Source organism: Fluviispira multicolorata (assembly GCF_009208585.1).
Taxonomy (GTDB): domain Bacteria; phylum Bdellovibrionota_B; class Oligoflexia; order Silvanigrellales; family Silvanigrellaceae; genus Silvanigrella; species Silvanigrella multicolorata.
Genome location: NZ_WFLN01000004.1, coordinates 247,848 through 272,098, shown reverse-complemented (window position 1 = coordinate 272,098; position 24,251 = coordinate 247,848). Strand labels below are relative to the sequence as shown.

Here is a 24,251-nt window from a genome sequence, read left to right as displayed (position 1 = left end):
ATTCGTTCTCAATCGATTTCATTTTCCTTTACTCACTGAACCCAATTCAATTTAAGGAATTAAATATAAGATAAACCAAAAAAAACCGAAGAATTATTCTTCGGTCATTAAAACATCTTTAACAACATTAACCATTTTTTTGAGGTCAGATTCTTCGATACAAGTGCTTAAGAAACCAACTTCATATCCACTTGGCCCAAGATAAATTCCTTGTTTAATCCATGCATGATAGACCTTATTAAAAAGAGTCATATTTGTCGCAGCCACTTCGGAGAAATTATTTGGCAATTTATTTGTTCCAAAAAAGAAACAGAAGAATGAACCCTCACGAACATAACAAATTTTTTCTTTTTCAAAAAAAGGTTTTAACTCTGTTTCAACAATTGAATCTAGTTTTTGCCCTAGTTTTTCAAGTAAATTAAATGCACTTTGCTTCTCTATTTCGCAAAGAGTTGCATAACCTGCAACCATAGCAAGCGGATTTCCTGATAAGGTTCCAGCCTGATATGCAGCACCGAGTGGAGCAACTTGCTGCATAATTTCTTTTTTTCCACCATAAGCTGCGGCAGGAACTCCACCACCAATAATTTTCCCAAAAGTCCACATATCTGGCTGTACAGAAAAAAGTTCTGCGCAACCGCCACGTGCTAATCGAAAACCTGTCATGACTTCATCAAAAATTAACACTGCACTAAATTTTTCTGTAATTTTACGAAGAAATTGTAAAAATCCAGGTTTTGGCAATACCAGTCCCATATTAGCAGCAACTGGTTCAATAATAACAGCTGCTATTTCATTTCCGAATTTTTCAAATAATTCATTCACACTTTCTTCACTATTATAAATAGCGGTCAAAGTGTCAGAGATAGTTCCTTCAGGAACTCCAGCTGAACTTGGATTTCCTAAAGTCGCAAGACCACTTCCAGCTTTCACAAGAAATTGATCCGCATGACCATGGTAGCAGCCTTCAAATTTAATAAATTTATTTTTACCTGTAGCAGCTCTTGCCGCCCTTACCGCACTCATTGTAGCTTCTGTTCCACTGCTCACAAAACGCAGCATTTCAAGCCCAGGTACCCAATCTATTACTTTTTCAGCAAGACGGACTTCAAGATCCGATGGCGCACCAAAAGTAACTGCTTTGTGAAGCTGTTCTTCCATTGCGCTCAATATTGCGGGATGTGAATATCCAACAATCAAGGGGCCCCAAGAAGCACAGAAATCAATAAATTCATTGCCATCTACATCATAAAGATATTTGCCTTTTCCAGAAGAAAAAACAATTGGCGTTCCACCTACGGATTGAAAAGAACGAACAGGTGAATTGACTCCACCTGGGAAAACTCTTTGACTTCTTTCCATAACTGAAATTGAATTCGAAAAATTGAGTTTTTTATTTTGCAAAGCTTAATTCTCCTTTTTATGAATTGATCTTTCAAGAGCAGCTGCAACAAAATCTTTGAATAAGGGGTGAGGTGCAATAGGACGACTCTTTAATTCTGGATGTGCTTGGCAACCTACAAACCATGGGTGATTATTTAATTCCATCATTTCAACTAAAGTTCCATCTGGACTTTCACCTGATACAATGAATCCCGATGATTCAAAACGAGAACGAAATTCAGGATTAAATTCATAACGATGACGATGACGTTCACTGATACGATCATTATTATAAGCTTGGAATCCTTTTGTACCTCTTCTTACGATACAATCGTAAGCTCCTAAGCGCATACTTCCACCTTTTTTATCGATGCACTGTTGGCTCTCCATCAAGTGAATTATCTTATTGCGCGCATTTGTATCAAATTCTTCAGATGTGGCATCGGCAATACCTATGACATTTCGTGCATACTCGAGACATGCAAGCTGCATACCTAAGCAAATTCCAAAAAATGGAATATTATTTTCACGAGCAAATTGAATAGCTGCCATTTTTCCAAGCACACCGCGATCTCCAAATCCTCCAGGAACGAGAATGGCATCATATTCAACTAAAATCTCTTTTGTATTTGCTACACTCAACTGCTCAGAATCAATACCTACGATTTCAATATGAGATTCATTTGCTATACCAGCATGAGTTAATGCTTCATAAACTGACTTATAAGAATCCCTTGTCCCCATATATTTACCAACAACACCAATTTTTAAATAGTGCTTTGGCCTTTCGATGCACTCGATAATACGCTTCCATTCATCAAGATTTGGCTGTGCTGTCCAAATTCCTAATAACTCTACTATGCGCGCATCCATTCTTTGTTCATGATAAATAATTGGCATTTTATAAATACTATCGGCATCAAGAGCTTCAAAAACGCTTTCCTTGGGAAGATTACAGAAAGTTGATATCTTCATACGCACATCTTCTGACATAGGCTGGTCTGCTCGGCAAATTAAGATATCAGGCTGAATCCCAATGGAACGCAATTCTTTTACAGAATGTTGGGTTGGTTTTGTTTTTAATTCACCTGCAGCACGAATATATGGGATAAGTGTAACATGAATAAATATAGAATTTTCTTTTCCAACATCATTACGAAACTGGCGAATGGCTTCGAGGAATGGTAGACTTTCAATATCGCCAATGGTGCCGCCAATTTCAACGATTGAAACATCTGCGCCTTCTGATGCTGTGATGATGTTTGCTTTAATTTGATCTGTGATGTGAGGAATAACTTGAACTGTTCCACCAAGGTAATCACCACGACGTTCTTTATTGATGACAGTGTCGTATACTTGTCCAGAAGTAAAACTATTGCGTTTTGCTAAGTTTGCCTTTGTAAAACGCTGATAATGCCCTAAATCAAGGTCTGTTTCCGCTCCATCATCAGTTACGAAAACCTCTCCATGCTGAAAAGGAGACATTGTCCCAGGATCGACGTTAATATATGGATCCATCTTCGTCATAGATACACGCAAACCACGTGTTTCAAGCAGTGCTCCAATGCTCGCAGCAGCAAGACCTTTGCCGATGCTTGAGACCACTCCACCGGTAACAAATATATACTTTACAGGGTGTTGAGAGAAACGTTTGGGGGATTTACTATCATGATGTTGCATTATACTTACTCCGTTCGATAATCTTGTTTCGACACGGGAACACAGAGTAACACTAACTAATGGTCAGGAGTCAAGATAACAATGAAGAATCTACGCAGCCAATTTCAAATGACTGCAGAAAATCATTCCACAGATGGAATTGTTTCTCATATGTTAATGGGCTTTGTGGAAAGAAAAATTTCTCCGCAAACAATAGCTGATGTCTTACGCGCTCAAATATTTGAGTCTCACGTACCAGCACATCTCTTAAATATAGCTACATGCAATGGCATCTTAGAGGCCGTAACCCATGCAAACTCTACAGAAGATTGTAGCGATCTCGTTTTCTATCTATCGTCCCACCCGCAATTTCCTGAGTTTTTGTCGTTTAAAGCTGCCTCTGGTTCACTTCGTGCCTTATTGCGCTATCTTCAAAAAAATATGTCGCAAGAACTGTTAGGCAATATCAGAATAGACTCCATCATTGAATTACTTTCTGAAAGAATTCTTTCTTTTTTCCATGCTCGCAAACCGGTTGACCTTGAAGATAAGGCAAATTTAACAATCCTTATAAAAACGACAAATCCGACACTTGCCAAACTAATGAGAAATTCACCACATTTTCAACATCTTCGCTTTATGCTGATGTCTCCAAATGACTACATAAATGAAACAAATTTAGCTTCGGTTCGCCCCCAACCTTTAGAAATGTTAAATATCATTTTAAAAACTGCGGACGATCATCTTTTACGCAATGGCCCTTCTTATTATAAAACTGAACCTACAAGTCAAGGAACTTCAGGCCGTATTAAGCATTTTAACACGGCTATGGACATTTTAAAGACCTCAAATGCCTCGGATTTTAAAACAGGTTTTATTGTTGAATGGATATTTGAAAAATCGTTAGTTGAAGCCATCCTAAATGAAGAAAATAATGATAGTTACATTAATTTAATTAAATATATTTCTTTAAATTTGGGTAATCAACTGCATATTATGCGCGGACTTATCCGTGCAATTCAAAAAGATTTCTCTTTTTTAGCAACACATCCAATGCAAAAAATTCAAGAATATAAACCAAGTTTACTCGAAAGAGCATTGTCCTTGGCACAAAATATATTTCCATCAATTGTTACGTTAGCGGAAAAAGATAACAATTATACTTCAAAATACATTGCTAATTGGGCAATAGAAATACCTTTACAAAATGAAGAAAGTCGTTTTTTTAAAAGAAGCCATTGGCGCTGGATAAGAACTCTTGCTGCACATATTTGGGATGCCAGCTTACGCGAACCACCCAATTGGGTCATTGAAGCTGGCAGTCTCTATTGTGCCTCAATATTTCAAACAGCTCCTGCACAATGGTTGCAAGAACATTCCTTTAAGTTGCTTGAAAAAGTATATCAAGAAACACTCATAGAAAATTTTGAGCCGGCCCAGCCACACTATGATTATGTTGAGTTTATCGCGCGATCAATGCGTAAAAAATCACCTTTTTTTGCCAGTCGAACAGAATCATTGTATGCACTTCATCTCCTTGCAAGATTGACACGTACGGAAGCTATGCAATATGCAAGTGCTGAAGCGCGCTTTCAATCTCAACTCGCAAATTCACTGAATAACCAAGATATATCAGCTGAATTCGCAATGTGGAAAGAAATTATATTAAACCCAAACATTGAAGATAACTTAGGTAACAACCCTGTCACCAGAGCTCTTGCAGTGCTCGCAAGACTTGCCAAAGAAACTTCAAAGAAATAAGAAAGACTCTATGTGTGGATATGCTGGTCTTATTTTCTCTCCTCAAAGTTTTTTTGCAAAAGATTTAAATAGCAAAGATAAATTCTTTGCAGCAGCATCCCGCTTAAAACACAGAGGAAATGAACCTATACGAAAAGAAACATTTAATAATCTTTTTCTAGCTCATTTTCGTTTAGCTTTTCAAGGTTTGACAACAAATGTTCAACCTATGTTCAGTCAAAATAAAAAATGGATTATCACTTTTAATGGCGAAATCTACAATTTTCCTAAATTAAGAAAAAAAATTCAAACAGAATTTGATTACTCCTTTCAAACAAAGGGTGATACTGAAGCTATTCTCGCTGGATTTTTAAATTATGGCCAACAAATAAAAGATCTCATTGAAGGTGAATTTAGCTTTGTAATTAGTCGCACAGATGGAACAGAAGTTTTTGCCATGCGTGATCCTTATGGAGTAAAACCACTTTTCCTTGCTTTTGAAGGAGTTAATACGCAAATTTTTTCAAATGCACAAGAAATCTATTTATTCGATACAAAATCAATTAATTTTTCAAGCGAAATTAAAGGACTGATGGTCGAAAAAAAATGGGATCGCAATGGCTTTATAAAACAGTTTGTTGGATTATATGAACCCATTAAAACTCCTTTCCAAAATATCATACAAATGCCACCAAATTCGTTTTTATACGCAAAAAAAAGTGGTGATATTTACAATACGAAAATTCAAATACAAAATAAATCTATTAGAAATTTATTAACTGCTGTTGAAAAAAATGATAATGAATTATATGGAGAATTTTCTAAAAGACTCAGTCGTTCTGTGCATAATAGAATGCTATCTGAGGTTGAATTAGGCGTTTATTTAAGTGGTGGAGTTGATTCACGAGTTATTGCCTATGAAGCCTCACAGTATTATTTAAAACATAAAATATCAAAAAAACTTAAATCATTTACCATAAGTTTTAAAAATGAAGTCTTTGATGAAGCAAATGAATCACTCGCTTATGCACATAAATTAAATTTTTTGCCGCATGTATTACAAATTTTAGATAAAGATCTCTCATACTCATATGAACATGCTGTTTATCACTCCGAAAATATTCAACCCTATACCAATGGTGCGGCAAAATGGTGGCTCAGTCGCTTTACGGGAAAATATGTAAAAGGTGTTTTAACTGGGGATGGAGCTGATGAATTATTTTGTGGATATCCAAGTTTTCAATATGCAAATTGGTGGAAATTTGCTCTGAACAATCGAGAAGAAAAAAATTTATTTGATAAAATAGCTAAGGTACCAATTGGACAAAATTGGAGAGATACAGTTTATGCCAAGAAATTTTTAAATGAAAGCAAAGATCCTTGGGCCGCAGGATCAAGTTCAGAAGGATCGGGAGAAGATTTTATAGAAAGCCTTTCTATCTGGGGAGTTCCACACCCATTATTTACACAAATTAAAACAATTGCCACTGCACTTTTAGGTGCAGATGAAGCTTTAAAATTTTTAAAGGAACAAAGAGAATCTGTTTCTTCTTGGTTTTCTTTTGGTCTTAAAAAAGATGAAGAATTTTTAACGGATCCAAACAATACATTAATGCTCTGGCAAAATTATTTTTGCAAAACACATCTTCCCGTCCAAGTTCTAAATTGGGTAGGAGATCGTATGGAAATGGCAAATACATTAGAGGGACGCACTCCTTTTTTATCATTAGAAATAAAAAATTTCATTTATAATCTGAAAGACAATATGCTTATTCGTGGTTTTGAAAACAAATCTATTTTAAGAAGAAGTTACAAAAGTAAAATTGACTCACGCTTTGCCATGGCCCCTAAAAAACAATTTGGCGCTCCTTTTTTAATTGAAGAAAAAGATTTACAAAAACATCAACAAAATATTTTATTAAAGGCTAAAGAAACTAATTTATTTGAAGAAAAAGCTATTAAAGATCTTATTTTTGTTCTTAAAGATCCTGCTTTTAAAAAGAAATCGTCTCCTCATACATACACGCATCTTCAATCAGCTTTACAAACATTTATAAGTTTTTCTATGATTGATGAGAGTATTGTTAAAGAAATAACTCCAAAGAGAGATTTAGAGTACGAAGAAAAAGTTCTTGTAAATCAAAAAGTATTTTAATTAGTTTTTTGGAAAAGTTATTGTAACAGTTGAATTTATAGAATTAAATTCACTTTCAATACTTGCTTTATGTAGATCAAGAATAGGTTGAACTTTTTCAGCAATCAATTGATCAATGTATAATGATGTTCCACTTGGTATGCAAACAAATAAGACTTGAACATACTTTTCATCTTTATTTTTAATTTCAATAGTACATTTTGAATTTGCTATTTCACGCATTGGATAAATAAGTTCGTATAAAAGTTCAGTAAATGCACTGTGAATTTGTGGCAAACGACACATAATCGTTATTTTTTCTGTTGGTGGATTATATTCAATTTCTGATAGTTTTTTTGAAATTTTCTCTTTTGCAGCTTGAATTGAAAGAGCTAAAAGTTCCTTTAAATCTTCAATTTGAAAAGAGGCTGTTTCTATTTGTCGCGTGCGAGCCTCATTAATGATAGGAACTAAAATTTTTACATATTTTTCTCGCCCCGCACTAAATTGAACTCCACATCCCATTTGGGCTCCAACTTTTGGAGTTTTTCTCACCCAAGCAACTCTCCCCTTCCCCTCAATCACATCCGAATTTGTAAATTTTAATTTAAAATCTACTTTTTCATTAATTTCAGGAATATTTGAAGTAAGTGCTGCAAAAAAACCTCCAAAACTAATATTTGTTGAAAACGTAGAAATATATTCCTGAGAAGATTCTAGCTTGACTTCAAGTCTTGAAATAAGATCAACTCGTTCATCTAGTCTTTTCGTATAGCCCGCTCTACGAGAAAACACAGCATCTTCTACTGAGTAATATAAGGATTTAATATTAAATGGCTTTGTATATAACGCCCACGCACCCATAGCGATTGCCACCTCAGGTGTAAGAGTGCTTTTGGGTTCGACCAATATGATTGCTACGGGAGCTGTTTCATTTTTTAAAGACATTTTTAAAGAGTCGTAAAAATCAAAGAAGTTACCGTCAGATTGAATATGATCAGCTACAATCACCTCTGGTTTTTCTTTTTCACATACTTCTCCAGCTTCTTTTAATGAGTTTGCACTAAACACAAGGTATTTTTGCAGTTCAAATTCAGCACACATAGATTTTAAAAGAGACTTGTCTTGACTCACAGCAAGAAATTTCACTAGTATCCTCCTTTGCAAAGCAAGATGTTCTTACGCAATGCAAACTTTGAACAACGACAGGAAAAGATTATGAGCTTCATCTCATTACTGATGGAACAAAACTCAACAATTGGAACATCCATTACTTATCTTTTTAACACATTTGTGTCCGTATTTGTCATGGTCGATCCCTTTGCTGCAATTCCAGTGTATCTTCTTCTGACAGAGCGTTTCACTCCTGCAGATGTCAAAAAAACACGACGTAAATCTATTCTGGTTGCTTCAGCAATTTTACTTACTTTTGCCATAACTGGCATGGGTGTATTAAACTTTTTTGGAATTTCAATTTCAGCACTTCGCATTGCTGGAGGTATTCTACTTCTTAAATTTGCCTTAGAGCATCTGAAAGGTGACTCTGAAAAAATAAGAGGCGATGAAGAAGATGAAAGTCTTACAAAGGATGATATTTCAATAGTTCCTTTGGCTATGCCTCTCCTAGCAGGACCAGGAGCTATTTCGACCATTGTTGTTCAATCTACCCGCGGACAAAATTGGATCGACTTTATTCTTCTTTTAATTGCTATAGTTCTCGTTATGTGGGTCACTTCATTAACCTTAAAATCAAGTCAATATCTTTTCCGTCTCTTAGGTAAAACAGGATTAAATTTAATGGGTAAAATAATGGGCATCCTCATTGCTGCAATTGCTGTAGAATTTATGATCACAGGTCTACGAGATTCTTTTCCAAATTTATGGAATTAACACTAGATTAAAGTTTAAACATTCCAGCTAAAAGTAACATTTGCGCAAAGTAATAAGTTATCCAAATAAAGTAATTTATACCTTTATAAGAATTTATAAATTTCTGGATTGCAAGAAGTGTGTCAGAAAGAACAAATAATAACGCACCTAAAATTAGAAGATAATTTAAATCTTTTATTAATATTGATGCAATGACCATGCATGATAAAGCTGTCATGTAAATAAAAACAGGAATTTTTAGATTGCCAACTTTCTGCGAAAGAACTTTAAGCATAACAGTAAAAAAAGTGAGCATTAAAACAAGTAAAAACACACGAACAGATAAATCATTTAAAAAATGACCTGAATTCATAAAAAAAATGTAAGCGTATATTATATGGGAAATCAAAAAAGAAATAAGCCCTTGAATAAAAAATTTCTGTCCATCATATGCAAGAAACATATCTCCACATGCAGAAAATAAAAGTGATACTGCAAAAATAAAAGCAAATGAGTTAGGTATGTAAAAAAAACTATAAATAGCAATTGCTATAATTGACATTCCTTTTATAAGCCAATGCAACTTAAAAGGATACAAATTTAATGACAGAAGATATATAAATGAAAAAATAGCAGATATTATTATAAGACCATTCACTTGAAACATCTCAGACCTCAATTAAATAGGAAAAGCCAAAATTTTAACGCTCTTTAAACTTGCAGTAAAATATATCATAATATTATGAATTATGGAATATTGAGCTTTATTGAAGGGGCATTCATTGAATTTCAAATTAATTCTTTTTATAGTTATTTTCTTTTTGACAATGAATACATATGCAAGTGAAAAAGTTGTTTTACATATTGAAGGAGATGAATGGTGCCCCTATATGTGCGATGAAAACGCTATAAAACAAAAAGGACTTTTTCGCGATATTACAGAAAGCATATTCAACTCACAAAACTATGAAGTTAAATTTGAATTTATGCCTTGGGCTCGGACATTAAAACGCGGTGAAAAAGGAGAAATTGACGCAATTCTTGCTGCTTTTAAAGAAGGAAGAGAAAAGTTCATTTTTCATAAAATAGAATTGATACAGAGTTTACAATCTTTTGTTGTTTTGAAAGAAACAAATTGGAAGTTTAAAAATTTTAATTCACTTAAAGACATTCATCTTGGATTGATTTTAGGTTATATATATGGTGGAAATATTGATCAAATAAAAAATAATGCAAAAAAAATAAGTGAAATTGGTGGAGAAAATGGACTCGAAAAAAATTTAATGAAACTTAAAAACAAAGAAATTGATGCTGTTCTTGATGAAAATCATGTATTGCAATATTATATAAAAAAATTAGATTTATCTACATCAATGAAATTTACGGGCAATATTGGGAAAAGAGCAGGGCTATATATTGGATTTCCAAAAGTTCTCCCGAATTCTCAAAAATTAGCAGATACTGTTGATAAAGGCCTCACTAAAATGAAAAAATCAGGAGAATATCAGAAAATATTAAAGAAATATGGACTTACTGTTAAGAATTAATTCCTTTTCGTTTGAACTTGCCCCCATTATTTTCTTTTGTGCGGTAAAAAGATCTCTATATTTTTTTGGTTCACGTTCACGCATAATCTTATAACAAACCTCAAAAACATTTTCAATTTGTGGTTTGCAATAATAATCTCCATCACGTCCAAATGCGCCACGATTCTCTGTAGCAGTTAAAGTACGCGGCATACAATCGAGATAATGAAAAGCATTATTTTTTTCTAATGTTTGCTGCATCATATAAGCGCTTGCACCACCCGGTACATCTTCATCAAAAAAGAGAACAGCATTTGTCTTCTTAATTGATTTTGCAATTATTCCTGAGATATCAAATGGCAAAAGAGTCTGAACGTCGATAATTTCAACTGAAATTCCAAAACTTTCAAGTTCTTCAGCAGCATCAAGTGCAATTTTACAACACGCACCATAAGTAACAACAGTTAAATGACGACCTGCACGAATAATTTCTGGAACACCAAGTGAAACAGTATAGGTCGAAATATTTTCAGGGACTTTTTCTTTTAAACGATAGGCATTTAACACTTCGATAACAACAGCAGGATTGTCTGACTGTAAAAGGGTGTTGTACATTCCAGCTGCCTGAGTCATATTTCTTGGAACGCATATATATATTCCACGTAAAGTACTCAAAAGCATTGCCATTGGCGAACCCGTGTGCCAAATACCTTCTAAACGGTGTCCTTTCGTTCTGATAATAACAGGTGCTTTTTGCCCTCCTGCTGTTCTATAATGGAGTGTTGCAAGATCATCAGAAGCTGTTTGAATTGCATATAAAAAATAATCTAAATATTGAATATCAACAATAGGGCGCAAACCTCGTATAGCTGCACCAATTCCTTGCCCTAAAATTGTTGACTCACGTATGCCGGTATCGGTCACACGTAAATCTCCATATTTAGCATTTAAACCTTCAAATACGAGATTAACATCTCCAAGTTTACCAACATCTTCACCAATGGCAAAAAACTTTGCATTTGATGTAAAGTGCTGATCAAAACAGCGCTGTAATATAACACGTCCATCAACCATTTCTGATTTTTCAGAATAAATTGGCTTAGTTTCTTTAACTTCTAAAGGAGATTCGCTTGATTCACTGTAGAGTCTATTTTCATAAACTTTAATAAATTTTGCAGCATATTCTTCATAATATTTAATGAGCTTATTTTTTTCTAAAGTTTCTTCTTCAGATAAAATTAAAAGAGCCTTAAATAAAATAGAATGAATATATCTACGATTTAACGAAATAGAATTTTCTAATTTATTGATTAGTGATTTTATTTTATCTTTATTTTGGGCGGATTTTAAATTCTCTGATAGTAAAGTCAAGACAATAGATTTTTCTTCTTTAATAGGATCTAAATAAAGATTCCAAGCTTTTTTACGTGATTGTTCTACAAATAATTTTTCTTCGTCTTCAATTTTATCGAGCTTTGCAGATGTTGTGATTTTTCTATCGAGAATCCATTCTCGAAATTTTTTTAAACAACAGTATTCTTTTTCCCACTCTAAACGATCTTTTGATTTATATCTTTCATGACTCCCGCTTGTGGAGTGCCCTTGAGGCTGAGTTAATTCAGTAACATGTATTAGAGCGGGTTTATGATCCTTACGCGATTTTTCAGTTGCCTCTAAATAGGTTTCACATAATTTTAAATAATCCCAACCTTCTACTTTATATATTGAAATTCCTTCGTGAGCTTTTTCAGAGGAAAATCCTGCAAGCGCTTTTGATATCGAATTGTTAACTGTTTGCAGTTCACGCGGTACGGAAATTCCGTAACCATTGTCCCACACGGACATAACCAAAGGAACTTGTAACACTCCAGCAGCATTCATAGCTTCAAAAAAAACGCCTTCTGAGGTTGAAGCATCACCTATTGAACCAAAAACAACCTCATTGCCATGCTTTGAAAAATTCTTCGAATATTTTTCTAGTTTTTTATTATTACGATAGATTTTTGATGCATAAGCTAAACCAAGCATACGACTCATTTGCCCGGCCGTAGGTGAAATATCTGAAATGGAATTTTTACTTTCTAACTGATTTTTAAAACGTCCATCTTCGTCTAGCAGCCTGCTTGCAAAATGCGCATTCATTTGCCTTCCGCCTGAGTTCGGTTCATTTTCCAATTTAATATCAGCATATAGTTGGGAAAAAAACTGTATTACACTTACATTTTCGATTGCCATTTCAAAGGTTTGATCACGATAATAGCCTGTTCTAAAGTCTCCTTTTAAAAAGGCTTTTGCTACAGCAATTTGTGGCAATTCAATTCCATCACCAAAAATACCAAAACTCGCCTTACCTGTTAAGACTTCTTTCCTTCCCACTACACTCGCAATACGACTCCGTATTGCAATGCGAAAATCATTTAAAATTTCTTCAAATGAGAATGAATATTTCCCATTGGGAGTCTTTACAACGTGGTTTGTTTCCATAGAAACGCACTCCTCTAACCTTTTGCATACATTCGCTTTTAAGGCATTCTCCCAAAAATATGGGATTTGCTTTTACCTACACATATATGAGACAATTTAAAAAATCTAGCCAGTTACTTAATTTTCTTTGTCAAGCAGAGACTTTTATATATATTAAGGAAAATACATGAAAAATACAGTATTTTTAATAATATTTTTTTTATTTAACTCCTATGTTTTTGCACAATCGCAATCAACATCACACTTATGCAACTACCTGCAAATTGACTCATTTCTTTATGATTACCAAAATATAGTTGCTGACAATAATAACAACTCAGGAGAAACTCAACAAACATTTACAGGAAGACCTTCACTCAACTTTTGTTTTCAAAGCCAAAATTTTATTTTCCGTCCTTTTATTGCTTTAAATCCATATAATTCATCTACAAATGGGGATTTTTCAATTGGAAAAATATTTCAAGATAATATTGAAATTGGTTTATATCTTTCCTTAAATAGAAGTCAAAAAAAATTAGGAAATGGAGATACAAAAAGTGAGACCATTGAATCTAATTTACTATTTGGGCCTTACATCAAAATATTTCACACATCAATTGTTAAAAATGACCTTGAATTTACACTGCGTATTTCTTATGAATATCTAGATCAAAGAATGACTATAAATAACTCATCTACCTTAATGACAGAACAAAAAGGTGTAAATATTTTTATAGAAGAGCTCTATGCAAAAGAACTTACTTCACACTTATTTATCGTTCCCTATATTTCTTTTAATTATTCATACACGTATGACTCAGTAGGAATTTCTTCTGGAAGAAATACATTTGACTTAAAAATCTCACCACTTTCATTCAGATGGATTTTATAATCAAAAAAATAAATTTTACTCTAATATTTTTTAATAAATTGGCTCTTTATTTTATCAATTTCACCAGACTTAATCATATCAGTAATGATATTATTAAATTCTTTCACAAAAGAATCTGTATAAGGAAATTTTTTTGAATTATTTTTCAAATAACCTATATACCCATTTTCATTACTTAGATCCATTATTTTAATAATTTTATCTTCATTATTTTTAGGATTATATTTCCCTATTTTTTTCATCCTTGCAAGTTCAATTTGAATTCCTAATTCATCATTCACATAGCAATCAGCATGATGTGCTATGACCTTCATTAAATTTCGCTCTGTTTCTCTCACTTCACTTAAAGAAACATATCCTTTTTTTACAGCTTCCATGAAAATGGGTGGCAATGCAAAACCAGAATTTTTAGTAACAACTAAACCTTTATAATCATCAGGCCACTTCTTTTTAGCTTTAATCTTTTTTGTTGCTCTGCAAAACATAGTATATTTTTCATCTAATATTTTCTTAGAATATGCCATCCATGCTCTATCCACTGGTCTATAATAAGGTGGGTAAATTGCAAAAACAATACCTTGCTCCACTTCCTGAAGTCCTCTCTTCCAAGGAATGGTTTGCACCACAACTTCAAAATTTTTCATTCTTGCAAAAGCAATTTTTAAAATATCATAATAAATCCCATCAGGCTTGCCATTATTTACAAATGAATACGGCTGATAACCATCATCTGCATAAATTAAAACCTGTGTTTTTGCAAAAGAACAATTTACTGTTAAAATAAAAGACAATATAAAATAATATTTCAAAATTTTTTTTATAAACATATAAATCTTAATCTTTAATATTAATTATACATTAACTTAATAATTTCAAATTCGAAAAGTTCCTCGAATCAAAAAATTTCTCTCTATGAAAAAAAGTATATTTCATAAATTATAAATACCAATATAATATTTCTTTGACACTCCAAATTATTATAAAAGCACTTAAAATAAAAAAATATGAGGAGAAATAAATGTTATCAAATATCGTGATTGGCATTCTTGCAGGACATGGCCCTAAAACAACGGCCCCCTTTTTGGACAGGATTGTCTCATATTGCCAAATTCTATATGGCGCACGGCTTGATTCTGATCTCCCACATATGATGATCTATTCACTGCCCGTTCCCTTTTTTCCTAATAAGCCTGTTGATAATGAAAATTTAAAGGAGTGTTTGAGATTTGGAGTAGAAAGACTCAAAAATGCGCAGATTCATTTTTTAGTAATACCAAGTAATTATATACATACTTATTACGATTTTATTTCACAGTTAACAGATATTCCTATTTTGCATATAGTTGAAGAAGCACTAAACTCACTTCCAACAGAAAATAAAAAATTAGCTCTCTTAGGAGCAAGCTCAACAATCGAGCTTGGAACTTACCAAAAAGAATTTCTGGATAGAGGAATTGATTTTTTCCATGATGATGAATTACAAGATAATGTTTCGCAGTTGATTATTTCAATCAAGCAAACCGGTTTTTCAGCTCATTCCCAAAAATTATGGAAAACCATTTATAATTACTGTCTGGAACAAAACTGCGATAGTATTATGAATACCAATAGCGATTTATCGCCTTGCTTAAAAATTGAAGGAAGCAATCGATTTGTAAATATTACCGACTCTTATGATGCTTTAGCGCATGCTTGCGTAAAAAGGTATTTAAACTTAACTCAGAGAAATAATCTAAAAATAGATTAAAATAAAATCTAATTTTATATGTATTTTAAATTTTCAGACACAAGTTTCAAATTTTCACACTGAGTAATTAATTTAATTAAATATTTCAATATTTTTTATAAATAACTGATCTCCAAATCTATAATAATAATTGATATAAAAAAATTGACGAATATCGTTTTATAAGATAACATTATTTTATTGTTAATAAATTTATTATTTTAAGGTGTGAAAATGAAAAATTCTACTAGTGACGCTATTCAAAGCGAATTAATAGGTATCTTAAAATCTCTTAATAGATCAGATCTTAGGCTTGTGAATAAACCACTCTACTATAAAATTTTAGAGAAATTTGTAAATTTACTTGATATAGCAGATTCAGCTCGCGAAGATGAAAAAGAAACTATAATAAAAAAAGAACAAGAATATAATCTATTTCAAGAAAACAAAAGTGAAAATGAAAACAAAGATACTTTGGAATTTGACATTCAAGATATAAAACCAGATGGTTTTTACCACTAATTAAATTTTTTTATACTAATCAATAAAATCTTGCTTTGCATTTAAATATTCACGTCGTCTTGCCAATGCAACTGTACGAGGAGGAAGATTTAATTCATCTTTTCGTTTAGATGCCAACTGTCCGCAGGCTGCACTCACATCTTGTCCACGACTGTATCGTACGGGAGCAGGAATGGATCTGTCAGACAAATATTTTTGAAATTCACGCATTCGATCAAAATCTGTTGCAACCATATTGTCTGCACCTGGATGTGGATTCATAGGAATTAAATTGACTTTTGCTTTTATTCCGTGCAAAAATTTTACTAATTTCTTTGCATGTGTCATAGAGTCATTCACACCTTTAATCATAACATATTCAAATGTAATACCATGACGAGTTTGCACAGGATATTCGAGTAAAACTTTTTTCATTTCTGCAAGTGAATATTTTTTATTAATTGGCATCATAGAAGAACGTTGCTCTTCATCTGGAGAATGCAATGAAATTGCTAATGCGACTGGAACATCTTGCCCCAATCGAACAATTTCAGGTAATAAACCAGAAGTTGAAACTGTAACTTTATGCTTTGAAAGCCCAAACATTTTTGGATCAACCATAAGCTTACAAGCAGCAACAACATTGTCATAATTATCGAGTGGTTCACCCATACCCATAAAAACAATATTTGTTACTTTTCGTTCATGAATATTTCTTTCAATAAGTCTTTTGTTAGCAATGACAATTTGAATTAATATTTCGCCCATAGCTAAATTCCGACTCAGACCCATTTTACCTGTTTGGCAAAATGTGCAAGCCATTCTACAGCCCACTTGACTGCTAATACATAAAGTAACACGATTTTCAGATGGCATGAGAACACATTCAGAAAAACGCCCATCATGTAATTTCAACAATATTTTTTCACTGCCATCATCAGAGGACAGTATTGTATCTATTGTAGGAACAGACCAGTCGAATTCATCATTTAATTTTTCACGAAATTTATTAGGAATATTTGAAAAATCTTGAGGCAAAAAACAATGACGCAAAAACAGCCAATCCATAATTTGACGAGCCCTAAAACCTTTGTCGCCATTATTGATAAACCAATCGGCCCAATCTTTTTCGCTCATTGTAAGAGCTATTTTCTTATTCATAATAACCTTAAATTAAAAATGCACTCACATCTTCTACAAATTTGTCAGCTTCTTCAACTAAAATCAGATGCCCTACACCCTCATAGACTTTTAAATTTGAAGACTCAATATTTTCTTTGAGATAATAAGAATTTTCAACAGGTATGATTTGATCTTCATTCCCTGATATAATAAATGTCTTAGCCTTTATTTGCGAAAGAAATGAAACTCCATCAAACTCAGCAGATGCATAAAATTGAATTTCCGCACCTTTATCCGTATTAGATTCATTCTCAACTCTTGCCTTTAAAATAGACTTACACATCATATCAAAAAGTAAAGGAGAACCTTGTAAAAATCTCTTTCCAAAGTAACGAAACATATGTTCTTTGGTTGATTCTAAAGTTATATAATTATTTTTAAACTTTAGGTTTTTAGGATCATTCACGTGCACAGGCCATATCCGTCCAGAGCCTCCGGCTGTGGTGCTCACAAGAAAAAGCTTTTCAACATTTTCATTATGAGCAGCTAGTGTCTGCACAATCATCCCACCCATACTTATGCCAAGTAAAGAAAAAGAATTTAGATTGAGTTTTTGACAATAAATGGCTGCTAATGCACAAACATCTCGCGCCATAATCTGTACGGAAAGACTTTCCAAATCATTTACAATCGTTTCACCACAGAAACGATTGTCCAAAGAAAGAGTTGCTGTATTTGGAGACAACCTTTCAATTTTTTTACGAAAAGCTCTGAAATCAAGACGACTGCGCTGATACCCATTTACTAAAATCAATAAATTCTGACAAGTTTCTTTGGCAGGCTGGAAGTCAAAAGCAATTCTTGCTCCTTCAAATTCCAGAAACTGTACACCTGTCTCTTCTGTTAGAAAAGCATCAAATAGAGACTGAGGCAAGGAAGAAAATTCAAGATTATTCACAGATTCGCCTTAAATAAAAAGATTGCTGATGGAATCTGAATTATGAATGCGCCGAATGGCTTTTCCAAGAAGCTCAGATACACTTAACACCTCTATTTTAGAGCACTTCATGGCCTCTTCACTCAAAGGAATAGTATCGGTGATAAAAAGTTTCTCTATGCAACTCTCATTTAAGCGAGAAATAGCAGGTCCTGATAAAACCCCATGCGTGATAGCAGCATAAACTTTAACAGCTCCACGTTCACTTAATACAGCTGCAGCAGATGTTAAAGAACCAGCGGTATCACAGATATCATCCACCAATATTGCTGTTTTATCTTTAACATCACCAATTAAATTCATAACTTGAGAAACACCTGGGCGATCACGACGCTTATCCACTATAGCAAGACCACAACCCAAAACCTTAGCCAAAGCACGCGCTCTTTCTACACCACCCGCATCAGGAGAAACTGTAATAATATTTTTTAAATTCATTTTTGTGAAGTGTTCAACAAAGACTGGCTTGCTAAAAAGATGATCGACAGGGAGGTTAAAAAAGCCTTGAATAGCGCCGGTATGGAGTTCAATTGTAAGAATTCGATTTACACCCGCACTGACTAGGAGATCTGCAATCAATTTTGCAGTAATAGGAGTTCTTGGAGCACTTTTACGTTCCTGTCGACTGTAACCATAGTAAGGAATAACAGCTGTGATTCTCAGCGCACTAGCTCGTCGCAAAGCATCAATCATAATAAGGAGTTCCATGACATTTTCATTCGTTGGAGCACAGGTCGGCTGAATGATAAAAACATCCCGGCCTCTCACATTGCTTTCAATTTCAATGCGCGTTTCTCCGTCTGAAAAACGACCAATAAATGCAGTTCCCAAAGGGACATCGAGATATTGACAAATTTTATTTGCCAGCTCACGGTTTGCATTGCCTGAAAATATAAGGAGTTCACTTTCCATATGATTAACCCGCTAAAATAGAGTAAAACAATGATACATAGACCTTTACTCTGTAGCGGTAAAAACACATGAATGCAACTTTAAATAAAAAAAGCGGAGCACAATTCTAATGCAAACCGCAACCAAGATTCCATCCTGAGAATCTGAACCCATCCGTAGGCTAATCAGCTGTTTTTTAAAGCTGATGTCCAAAGTGCATTGTTAAACAATGGCACAAATTAGGTTTCCTTTTCACCTTCTTCCTGAAGGTCGTTTGCAATATAACCGCGAGCCGCTATTCATACTTTCGACGACTTTGCAAATATATAAACATATAAAAAGTTACATGATCGTCATTTATTTGATAGGAAATTTTTTCTTAAGATAATTCATATAATTTGCGATATTCAACTCACTCTTTGTTGCCATTTTTAGAACTTCCAGTCCCGTAAATTTTTTGCCGTGGCAATGAATATTTTCAGTCAACCAATTCTTTAAATTAACAAAATTTCCAGCTTTCATTTCACTCTTCAAATTTGGCAACGCTGCATGTGCTGCATCATAAAATTGGGCACTCATAATATTTCCAAGTGTGTATCCCTGAAAGCTGCCTCCAACTAAACCAGAAAACCAGTGGACATCTTGAAGACAACCATTAACATCATTTGTTACCTTAATACCTAGGTCACTTAAATAACGAGCATTCCACGCTTCAGGAAGATCTTTTACTTTTAAGTTTCCTTCAAGCATTTGAGTTTCAAGATCACAACGAATCATAACATGCAAATTATATGTCAGTTCGTCTGCTTCTGTACGAATGAGTGAAGGAGTGACTTTATTAATTCCTGCATAAAATTGTTGAACGGATACATTATTTAATTGATCGGAAAATGTTTTTTGCAACGTAGGATAAAAGAATTCCCAAAATGAAAAACTTCTTCCAACCATATTCTCCCACAAACGTGATTGACTTTCATGTATCCCCGCTGAAGTTCCTCCAAATAATATAGATCCATCTAAAGATTCTGCATTGCCAAGCTCATAAAAAGCATGTCCTGCTTCGTGTATTGTACTTAAAAGACTGTCTGTAAAATTATCTTCATCATAGCGTGTTGTAATACGAACATCGCCATGAGATAGAGAAAGCATAAAGGGATGATATGTAACATCAACACGTCCACGAGACATATCATAACCAATTTCCTTTAAAATTCTTTCTACTATTTCTTTTTGTAAATCTTTGGGATATTTTTTATTTAAAAAATCATGATTTTCTTGTTCTTGATTTAGAACTTCTTTAACAAATGGTAAAAGTTCTACACGTAACTTTGTAAATATTTCTTGCACACTTGCTGCTGAAAAACCATAGTCAAACTCTGCAATGAGAGGATCAGAAATATGTTTATGAGGAAAAAAGTCTGCATATTGAATAGAAAATTCTATACTTTTTTCAAGCATTGATTGAATTAGTTTAAAATTATTTTCTGCTCGTGCTTTTATCCAAGTGTTGTAACAAGCAGAAAAATGATTTAACATTTCGGAAATAAATTTTGCTGGAACCTGAGTCGCAAGTTGAAATTCCCTACGTACCAATCGCAAAAAAGAAGACTCAAAGGAATGATAAGGAATCTGGTTTTCATACCCCTCTAATTGTTCTAATAACTTTCCAATTTCAACGCTTGTAAATTTTTCGTGGGTAATTTTTCCTAAAGTTGCTACTTGGCGCCCTCTCCCTTTTGCGCCCTGAATTGGCATATAAGTGTTTTGATCCCAATGCAAAAGATTTGAAATAGAACGCATTTCAGTCACTTCACAAATGAGATCGCTTAATTTTTTAAAACATTCAGCTGAGTTCATTTACAAAGCTCCCATTCGTTTTATAAAATCAAAATAATAATATTAATTAATACTATTTAAAAAATTATCCTTTTTCTCTGACGGAATAAAAAATAAATCACAATATTCAACAGCTTTATTATTTATTTTTTCAAGAAATAACTCCTTAGAGTAATTTTCAAGCAATGAAAGCGCTTTTGATTTTGGTTCATATAAAAAATAATTTTCAAATTTTTTCAAAGCATTCATTAATACTGATTCTTCAGAGTTCATATCATTAACATAACATTCTATTAAAAGAATTGGGCGAAACTTCTGAATCGAATTAATTGCTCCTTCTAATACTTTATCTTCATGTCTTTGCACATCAATTTTAATAATATCAATTTTCGGAATACAATTCTGTCCAATAAAATGATCTAAAGTTTCTATATTAACATTTAAACTGTGTGAGATTAAACTTCCTTCATCTATAATTGATTGAGGATCCAAAGAATGACCACCATGGTTACGACTGTCATAATAAAATTTTTCTTGACTTATCTTATTGGAGATTGCGTGTTTATTCAAGTTTACATTTTTAATATTATTCTTTTTTATAGTATTATTCAAACAATTAAATGCATCTGGTTCTGGCTCGAACGAATATATACTCATTTTCGGAAATTTATTAGCCATCATAATAGAGAAAATTCCAATATTTGCACCAATATCAATAAAAACAGAATCTTCCGATGAAATGTATTCTAAGATTTCCATACTTCTTGATTCATATGTATCCATACCCCAATTTAAAACATGATAAGATGGACCGCACCAATCACTCAAATCAACATAAATCTTAAATCCATTCCATTCTACATAACTTTGCCCTGGAAATTTGAAGATATTGAGTCTTTTTATCCATCTTTTTTTTGCATGAAAATTTACCATTCTACGATTTTTAATTCTAATTTTCATCAATTTCTAACCCTGTACAACTAATCTGATTTGTCAAATCAAGATATATTAACGATCAAACACGTCTCAGGGTTTTTTTGTAACTCAATATCTAATTTTGTTCCATTCACTAAACCTGTTATTTTGTCTTTCCCTTTACTAATAATTTCTTGAGCAATTTTATTTTCTATTTCGGTTTCTAATAAACGACGCAAAGGTCTTGCTCCATGCAAAGGATCAAACCCACGTTCTACCAAATATTTCTTTACATCATCATGAATTGATAAATCGAGACCTTGACTTTTTACTTTCTTGGATAATTTCTCAAGATTTAAATTTAAAATCTGCATAATATCATCTTTGTTTAATTTCTCAAAAACAATAACCTCATCTAATCTATTAAGAAATTCGGGCTTAAATGATTTTTTTAATTCTCCCATAACAAGATCACGCACTTCATCATTTGTAAGATCTTTGTTAAAATCACCAAGCCCCACTCCTCTTTTATTTTCACTTATATATTCACTGCCTATATTACTTGTAAAAATAATAAGAGTATTTTCAAAACTAACGAACTGACCTTCAGCATCAGTTAAGCGGCCATCATCAAGAATTTGTAAAAATAAATTAAAAACATCAGGATGCGCTTTTTCAATTTCATCAAAAAGTAATACACTATAAGGCTGGCGTTTTACTTTCTCAGTCAGTTGCCCACCTTCGCCATAGCCCACATAACCCGGTGGAGAACCTATAAGTTTTGAAGTTTCATGTCGTTCCATAAATTCAGTCATATCAAAGCGCAACAAGCGATGTTCATCATTTAAAACATATTCTGCCAAAGCCTTTGCAAGCTCTGTTTTTCCAACACCTGTGGGGCCTAAAAAAAAGAAGCTACCAATAGGAGCTTTTCTTTCTCTCAAGCCGATTCGATTTCTTCTAAGTGCATTGGCGACAGCTTGAATTGCATATTTTTGTCCAATAAGTCTTTTTGCTAATGCATCTTCGATATGTGCTAATTTTTCTAAATCTTCTGCTTGCAATCTTTGTACTGGAATACCTGTTACTTTTGAGATTAATATTGCAATATCTTCAGCAGTGACAATGCGATCTTCTTGATTCATTTCAAGACCCCATTGTTTTCTCCGCTCAGAGATTTTATTTTCCAATGTGAGCAATTCCATTTGCGCATTAGCGACCATCGCAAAATCTTGCCTATTAAAATAATCACTTCGTTCTAATTCTTTTTTGGCTTTTTCACGCTCTAATTTTTGGATATCTGCAGGAATGCTAACAACTTTAATTCTTTTTAAAGCACCTGCTTCATCAATTAGATCAATGGCTTTATCAGGAAGACTTCTACTAAAAACATATTTATTACTTAATTCAACAGCTGCATCAAGTGATTCAGGACTATAGTTTATTTGATGATGCTTTTCATATTTGTTTGCGATAGATTTTAAAATTTCTTTTGCATCTTCAAGTGATGGCTCTTCAACTTTAATCGGTTGAAAACGTCTCTCAAGCGCTCTATCACTTTCTATATATTGCTTATATTCTTTAAATGTTGTTGCACCTACACACTGCAATTGTCCTGTCGCTAAAGATCCCTTTAAAATATTTGATGCATCAAGGCTTCCCATCGTACGCCCTGCGCCTACAACGGTATGAATTTCGTCGATAAATAAAATTACCTGCCCTTCTAATTCAATAATTTCTTCTTTTATTGCTTTTAAACGCTCTTCAAATTCACCGTGCATTTTACTGCCTGCAACGAGATCTGCCATTTCGAGACTTAAAATTCTTTTACCGACAAGATGATCAGGTACTTCTAAATCAACAATCCTCTGTGCAAGACCTTCAATTATAACCGTTTTTCCAACTCCCGGTTCACCAATTAAGACTGGATTATTTTTTTTCCGACGAGAAAGCACTTGCACAACTCTTCCAATTTCTTTTTCACGGCAAGTCACCGGATCGAGTTCACCTCTGCGCGCCATTGCCGTAATATCTCGCGTATAAAGACTTAAAGCACTTTGCTTTGCTTCATCATCTCGATTGGTAACCCGATGATTGCCACGCACATCAAGCAAAGCTTTCTTAACTTCTTCATAGTTAAGACCTGATTTTATAAGAATATCTTTTGAATTTAAGCGAGAATCGAAGAATGCGAGAAATAACGTTCCTGTACTAATGTAGGCATCACCAAAATTTTTTCGTTCTAAATCAGCTCTTTCTAATAAATAGGCAATTTCGGGAGATCCATACATTCCCGATGCGTCACGCATATGCGGAAAATGAGTGTCCTGTTTTTTCTGCAATTGATTGATACTATCATAAATACCATTTATAATTGTTGTCTTAACTAAGACTTCATCAAGTTTACATTCCACAGCAATTTTTAATGCGATGGAATCCTTTTGTTCCACAAGAGCAAATAAAAGAAATTCGGGAATGAGCATTTTAACTTGCGCATTTAATGCTTCGGTAATTCCTGACTGAAAAAGTTCATTAACGCGATGAGTCGAGTTTTTCAAAAACTGTTGAGCCATACATTATTACTCCGCTATGTCTGT

Annotated in this window: 19 protein-coding genes; 7 read left to right on the top strand and 12 right to left on the bottom strand. The window is 33.4% G+C overall.

The window, feature by feature from the left end; translation table 11 throughout:
- Positions 1-93: 93 nt before the first annotated feature.
- Positions 94-1,404, bottom strand: a complete 1,311-nt coding sequence (hemL, locus tag GCL57_RS01305) for a glutamate-1-semialdehyde 2,1-aminomutase (protein ID WP_211363200.1) — start codon at positions 1,402-1,404, stop codon at positions 94-96.
- Positions 1,405-1,407: 3 nt separating this feature from the next.
- On the bottom strand, positions 1,408-3,063 hold the full coding sequence (gene pyrG / locus GCL57_RS01300) for a CTP synthase (RefSeq protein ID WP_152211451.1): 1,656 nt from the start codon (positions 3,061-3,063) through the stop codon (positions 1,408-1,410).
- Positions 3,064-3,144: 81 nt separating this feature from the next.
- Here pyrG and GCL57_RS01295 point away from each other — a divergent pair, with 81 nt between their 5' ends.
- Both GCL57_RS01295 and GCL57_RS01290 read left to right on the top strand, forming a co-directional pair.
- On the top strand, positions 3,145-4,803 hold the full coding sequence (locus GCL57_RS01295) for a hypothetical protein (RefSeq protein WP_152211450.1): 1,659 nt from the start codon (positions 3,145-3,147) through the stop codon (positions 4,801-4,803).
- Positions 4,804-4,813: 10 nt separating this feature from the next.
- The gene (locus GCL57_RS01290) at positions 4,814-6,937 is read left to right on the top strand and encodes an asparagine synthetase B family protein (RefSeq protein WP_152211449.1); all 2,124 of its coding nucleotides are present in this window, start codon (positions 4,814-4,816) and stop codon (positions 6,935-6,937) included.
- Here the strand turns inward: GCL57_RS01290 and GCL57_RS01285 are convergent, their stop codons facing one another.
- A complete protein-coding gene (locus tag GCL57_RS01285; RefSeq protein ID WP_152211448.1) occupies positions 6,938-8,065 on the bottom strand; it encodes a PilZ domain-containing protein in 1,128 nt (375 codons plus the stop codon).
- Between the two features lie 69 nt (positions 8,066-8,134).
- Between GCL57_RS01285 and GCL57_RS01280 the strand changes: the two genes are divergently transcribed.
- Positions 8,135-8,806 carry a MarC family protein gene (locus GCL57_RS01280; RefSeq protein WP_161597532.1) on the top strand — a complete coding sequence of 224 codons (672 nt, stop codon included), beginning with the start codon at positions 8,135-8,137 and terminating at the stop codon, positions 8,804-8,806.
- 7 nt (positions 8,807-8,813) lie between these two features.
- Here the strand turns inward: GCL57_RS01280 and GCL57_RS01275 are convergent, their stop codons facing one another.
- Positions 8,814-9,452, bottom strand: coding sequence for a lysoplasmalogenase (locus GCL57_RS01275; protein WP_152211446.1), 639 nt, complete (start codon positions 9,450-9,452; stop codon positions 8,814-8,816).
- A gap of 115 nt (positions 9,453-9,567) precedes the next feature.
- On the opposite strand from GCL57_RS01275, the gene GCL57_RS01270 reads away from it, so the two are divergent.
- Positions 9,568-10,332, top strand: a complete 765-nt coding sequence (locus GCL57_RS01270; protein WP_152211445.1) for a substrate-binding periplasmic protein — start codon at positions 9,568-9,570, stop codon at positions 10,330-10,332.
- Here the strand turns inward: GCL57_RS01270 and GCL57_RS01265 are convergent.
- Entirely contained in the window at positions 10,300-12,795 is a 2,496-nt protein-coding gene (locus tag GCL57_RS01265; protein ID WP_152211444.1) for an alpha-ketoacid dehydrogenase subunit alpha/beta, read from the bottom strand. The two genes, GCL57_RS01270 and GCL57_RS01265, sit on opposite strands and share 33 nt — an antisense overlap.
- A gap of 166 nt (positions 12,796-12,961) precedes the next feature.
- On the opposite strand from GCL57_RS01265, the gene GCL57_RS01260 reads away from it, so the two are divergent.
- Positions 12,962-13,666, top strand: coding sequence for a hypothetical protein (locus GCL57_RS01260; protein ID WP_152211443.1), 705 nt, complete (start codon positions 12,962-12,964; stop codon positions 13,664-13,666).
- Positions 13,667-13,686: 20 nt separating this feature from the next.
- On the opposite strand, the gene GCL57_RS01255 is transcribed toward GCL57_RS01260, so the two are convergent.
- Positions 13,687-14,493, bottom strand: a complete 807-nt coding sequence (locus GCL57_RS01255) for a substrate-binding periplasmic protein (protein WP_152211442.1) — start codon at positions 14,491-14,493, stop codon at positions 13,687-13,689.
- 191 nt (positions 14,494-14,684) lie between these two features.
- Between GCL57_RS01255 and GCL57_RS01250 the strand changes: the two genes are divergently transcribed.
- Both GCL57_RS01250 and GCL57_RS01245 read left to right on the top strand, forming a co-directional pair.
- Positions 14,685-15,413: an aspartate/glutamate racemase family protein gene (locus GCL57_RS01250; RefSeq protein ID WP_152211441.1), complete on the top strand. Its 729-nt coding sequence runs from the start codon at positions 14,685-14,687 to the stop codon at positions 15,411-15,413.
- Between the two features lie 213 nt (positions 15,414-15,626).
- Positions 15,627-15,914 (top strand): hypothetical protein, encoded by a 288-nt coding sequence (locus tag GCL57_RS01245; RefSeq protein ID WP_152211440.1) that lies wholly within the window; start codon positions 15,627-15,629, stop codon positions 15,912-15,914.
- Between the two features lie 15 nt (positions 15,915-15,929).
- On the opposite strand, the gene rlmN is transcribed toward GCL57_RS01245, so the two are convergent.
- From rlmN to GCL57_RS01215, 6 genes are all read right to left on the bottom strand, one after another.
- Complete coding sequence (rlmN, locus tag GCL57_RS01240) at positions 15,930-17,054, bottom strand: dual-specificity RNA methyltransferase RlmN (RefSeq protein ID WP_152211439.1); 1,125 nt, start codon at positions 17,052-17,054, stop codon at positions 15,930-15,932.
- A gap of 7 nt (positions 17,055-17,061) precedes the next feature.
- Positions 17,062-17,973 carry an alpha/beta fold hydrolase gene (locus GCL57_RS01235; protein WP_152211438.1) on the bottom strand — a complete coding sequence of 304 codons (912 nt, stop codon included), beginning with the start codon at positions 17,971-17,973 and terminating at the stop codon, positions 17,062-17,064.
- 9 nt (positions 17,974-17,982) lie between these two features.
- The gene (locus tag GCL57_RS01230) at positions 17,983-18,924 is read right to left on the bottom strand and encodes a ribose-phosphate pyrophosphokinase (protein ID WP_152211437.1); all 942 of its coding nucleotides are present in this window, start codon (positions 18,922-18,924) and stop codon (positions 17,983-17,985) included.
- Between the two features lie 336 nt (positions 18,925-19,260).
- A complete protein-coding gene (locus GCL57_RS01225; protein WP_152211436.1) occupies positions 19,261-20,760 on the bottom strand; it encodes a carboxypeptidase M32 in 1,500 nt (499 codons plus the stop codon).
- A 42-nt stretch (positions 20,761-20,802) separates the two neighbouring features.
- Positions 20,803-21,699 carry an FkbM family methyltransferase gene (locus GCL57_RS01220; protein WP_152211435.1) on the bottom strand — a complete coding sequence of 299 codons (897 nt, stop codon included), beginning with the start codon at positions 21,697-21,699 and terminating at the stop codon, positions 20,803-20,805.
- Positions 21,700-21,737: 38 nt separating this feature from the next.
- Positions 21,738-24,227, bottom strand: a complete 2,490-nt coding sequence (locus GCL57_RS01215) for an ATP-dependent Clp protease ATP-binding subunit (protein WP_152211434.1) — start codon at positions 24,225-24,227, stop codon at positions 21,738-21,740.
- Between the last annotated feature and the right edge of the window lie 24 nt (positions 24,228-24,251).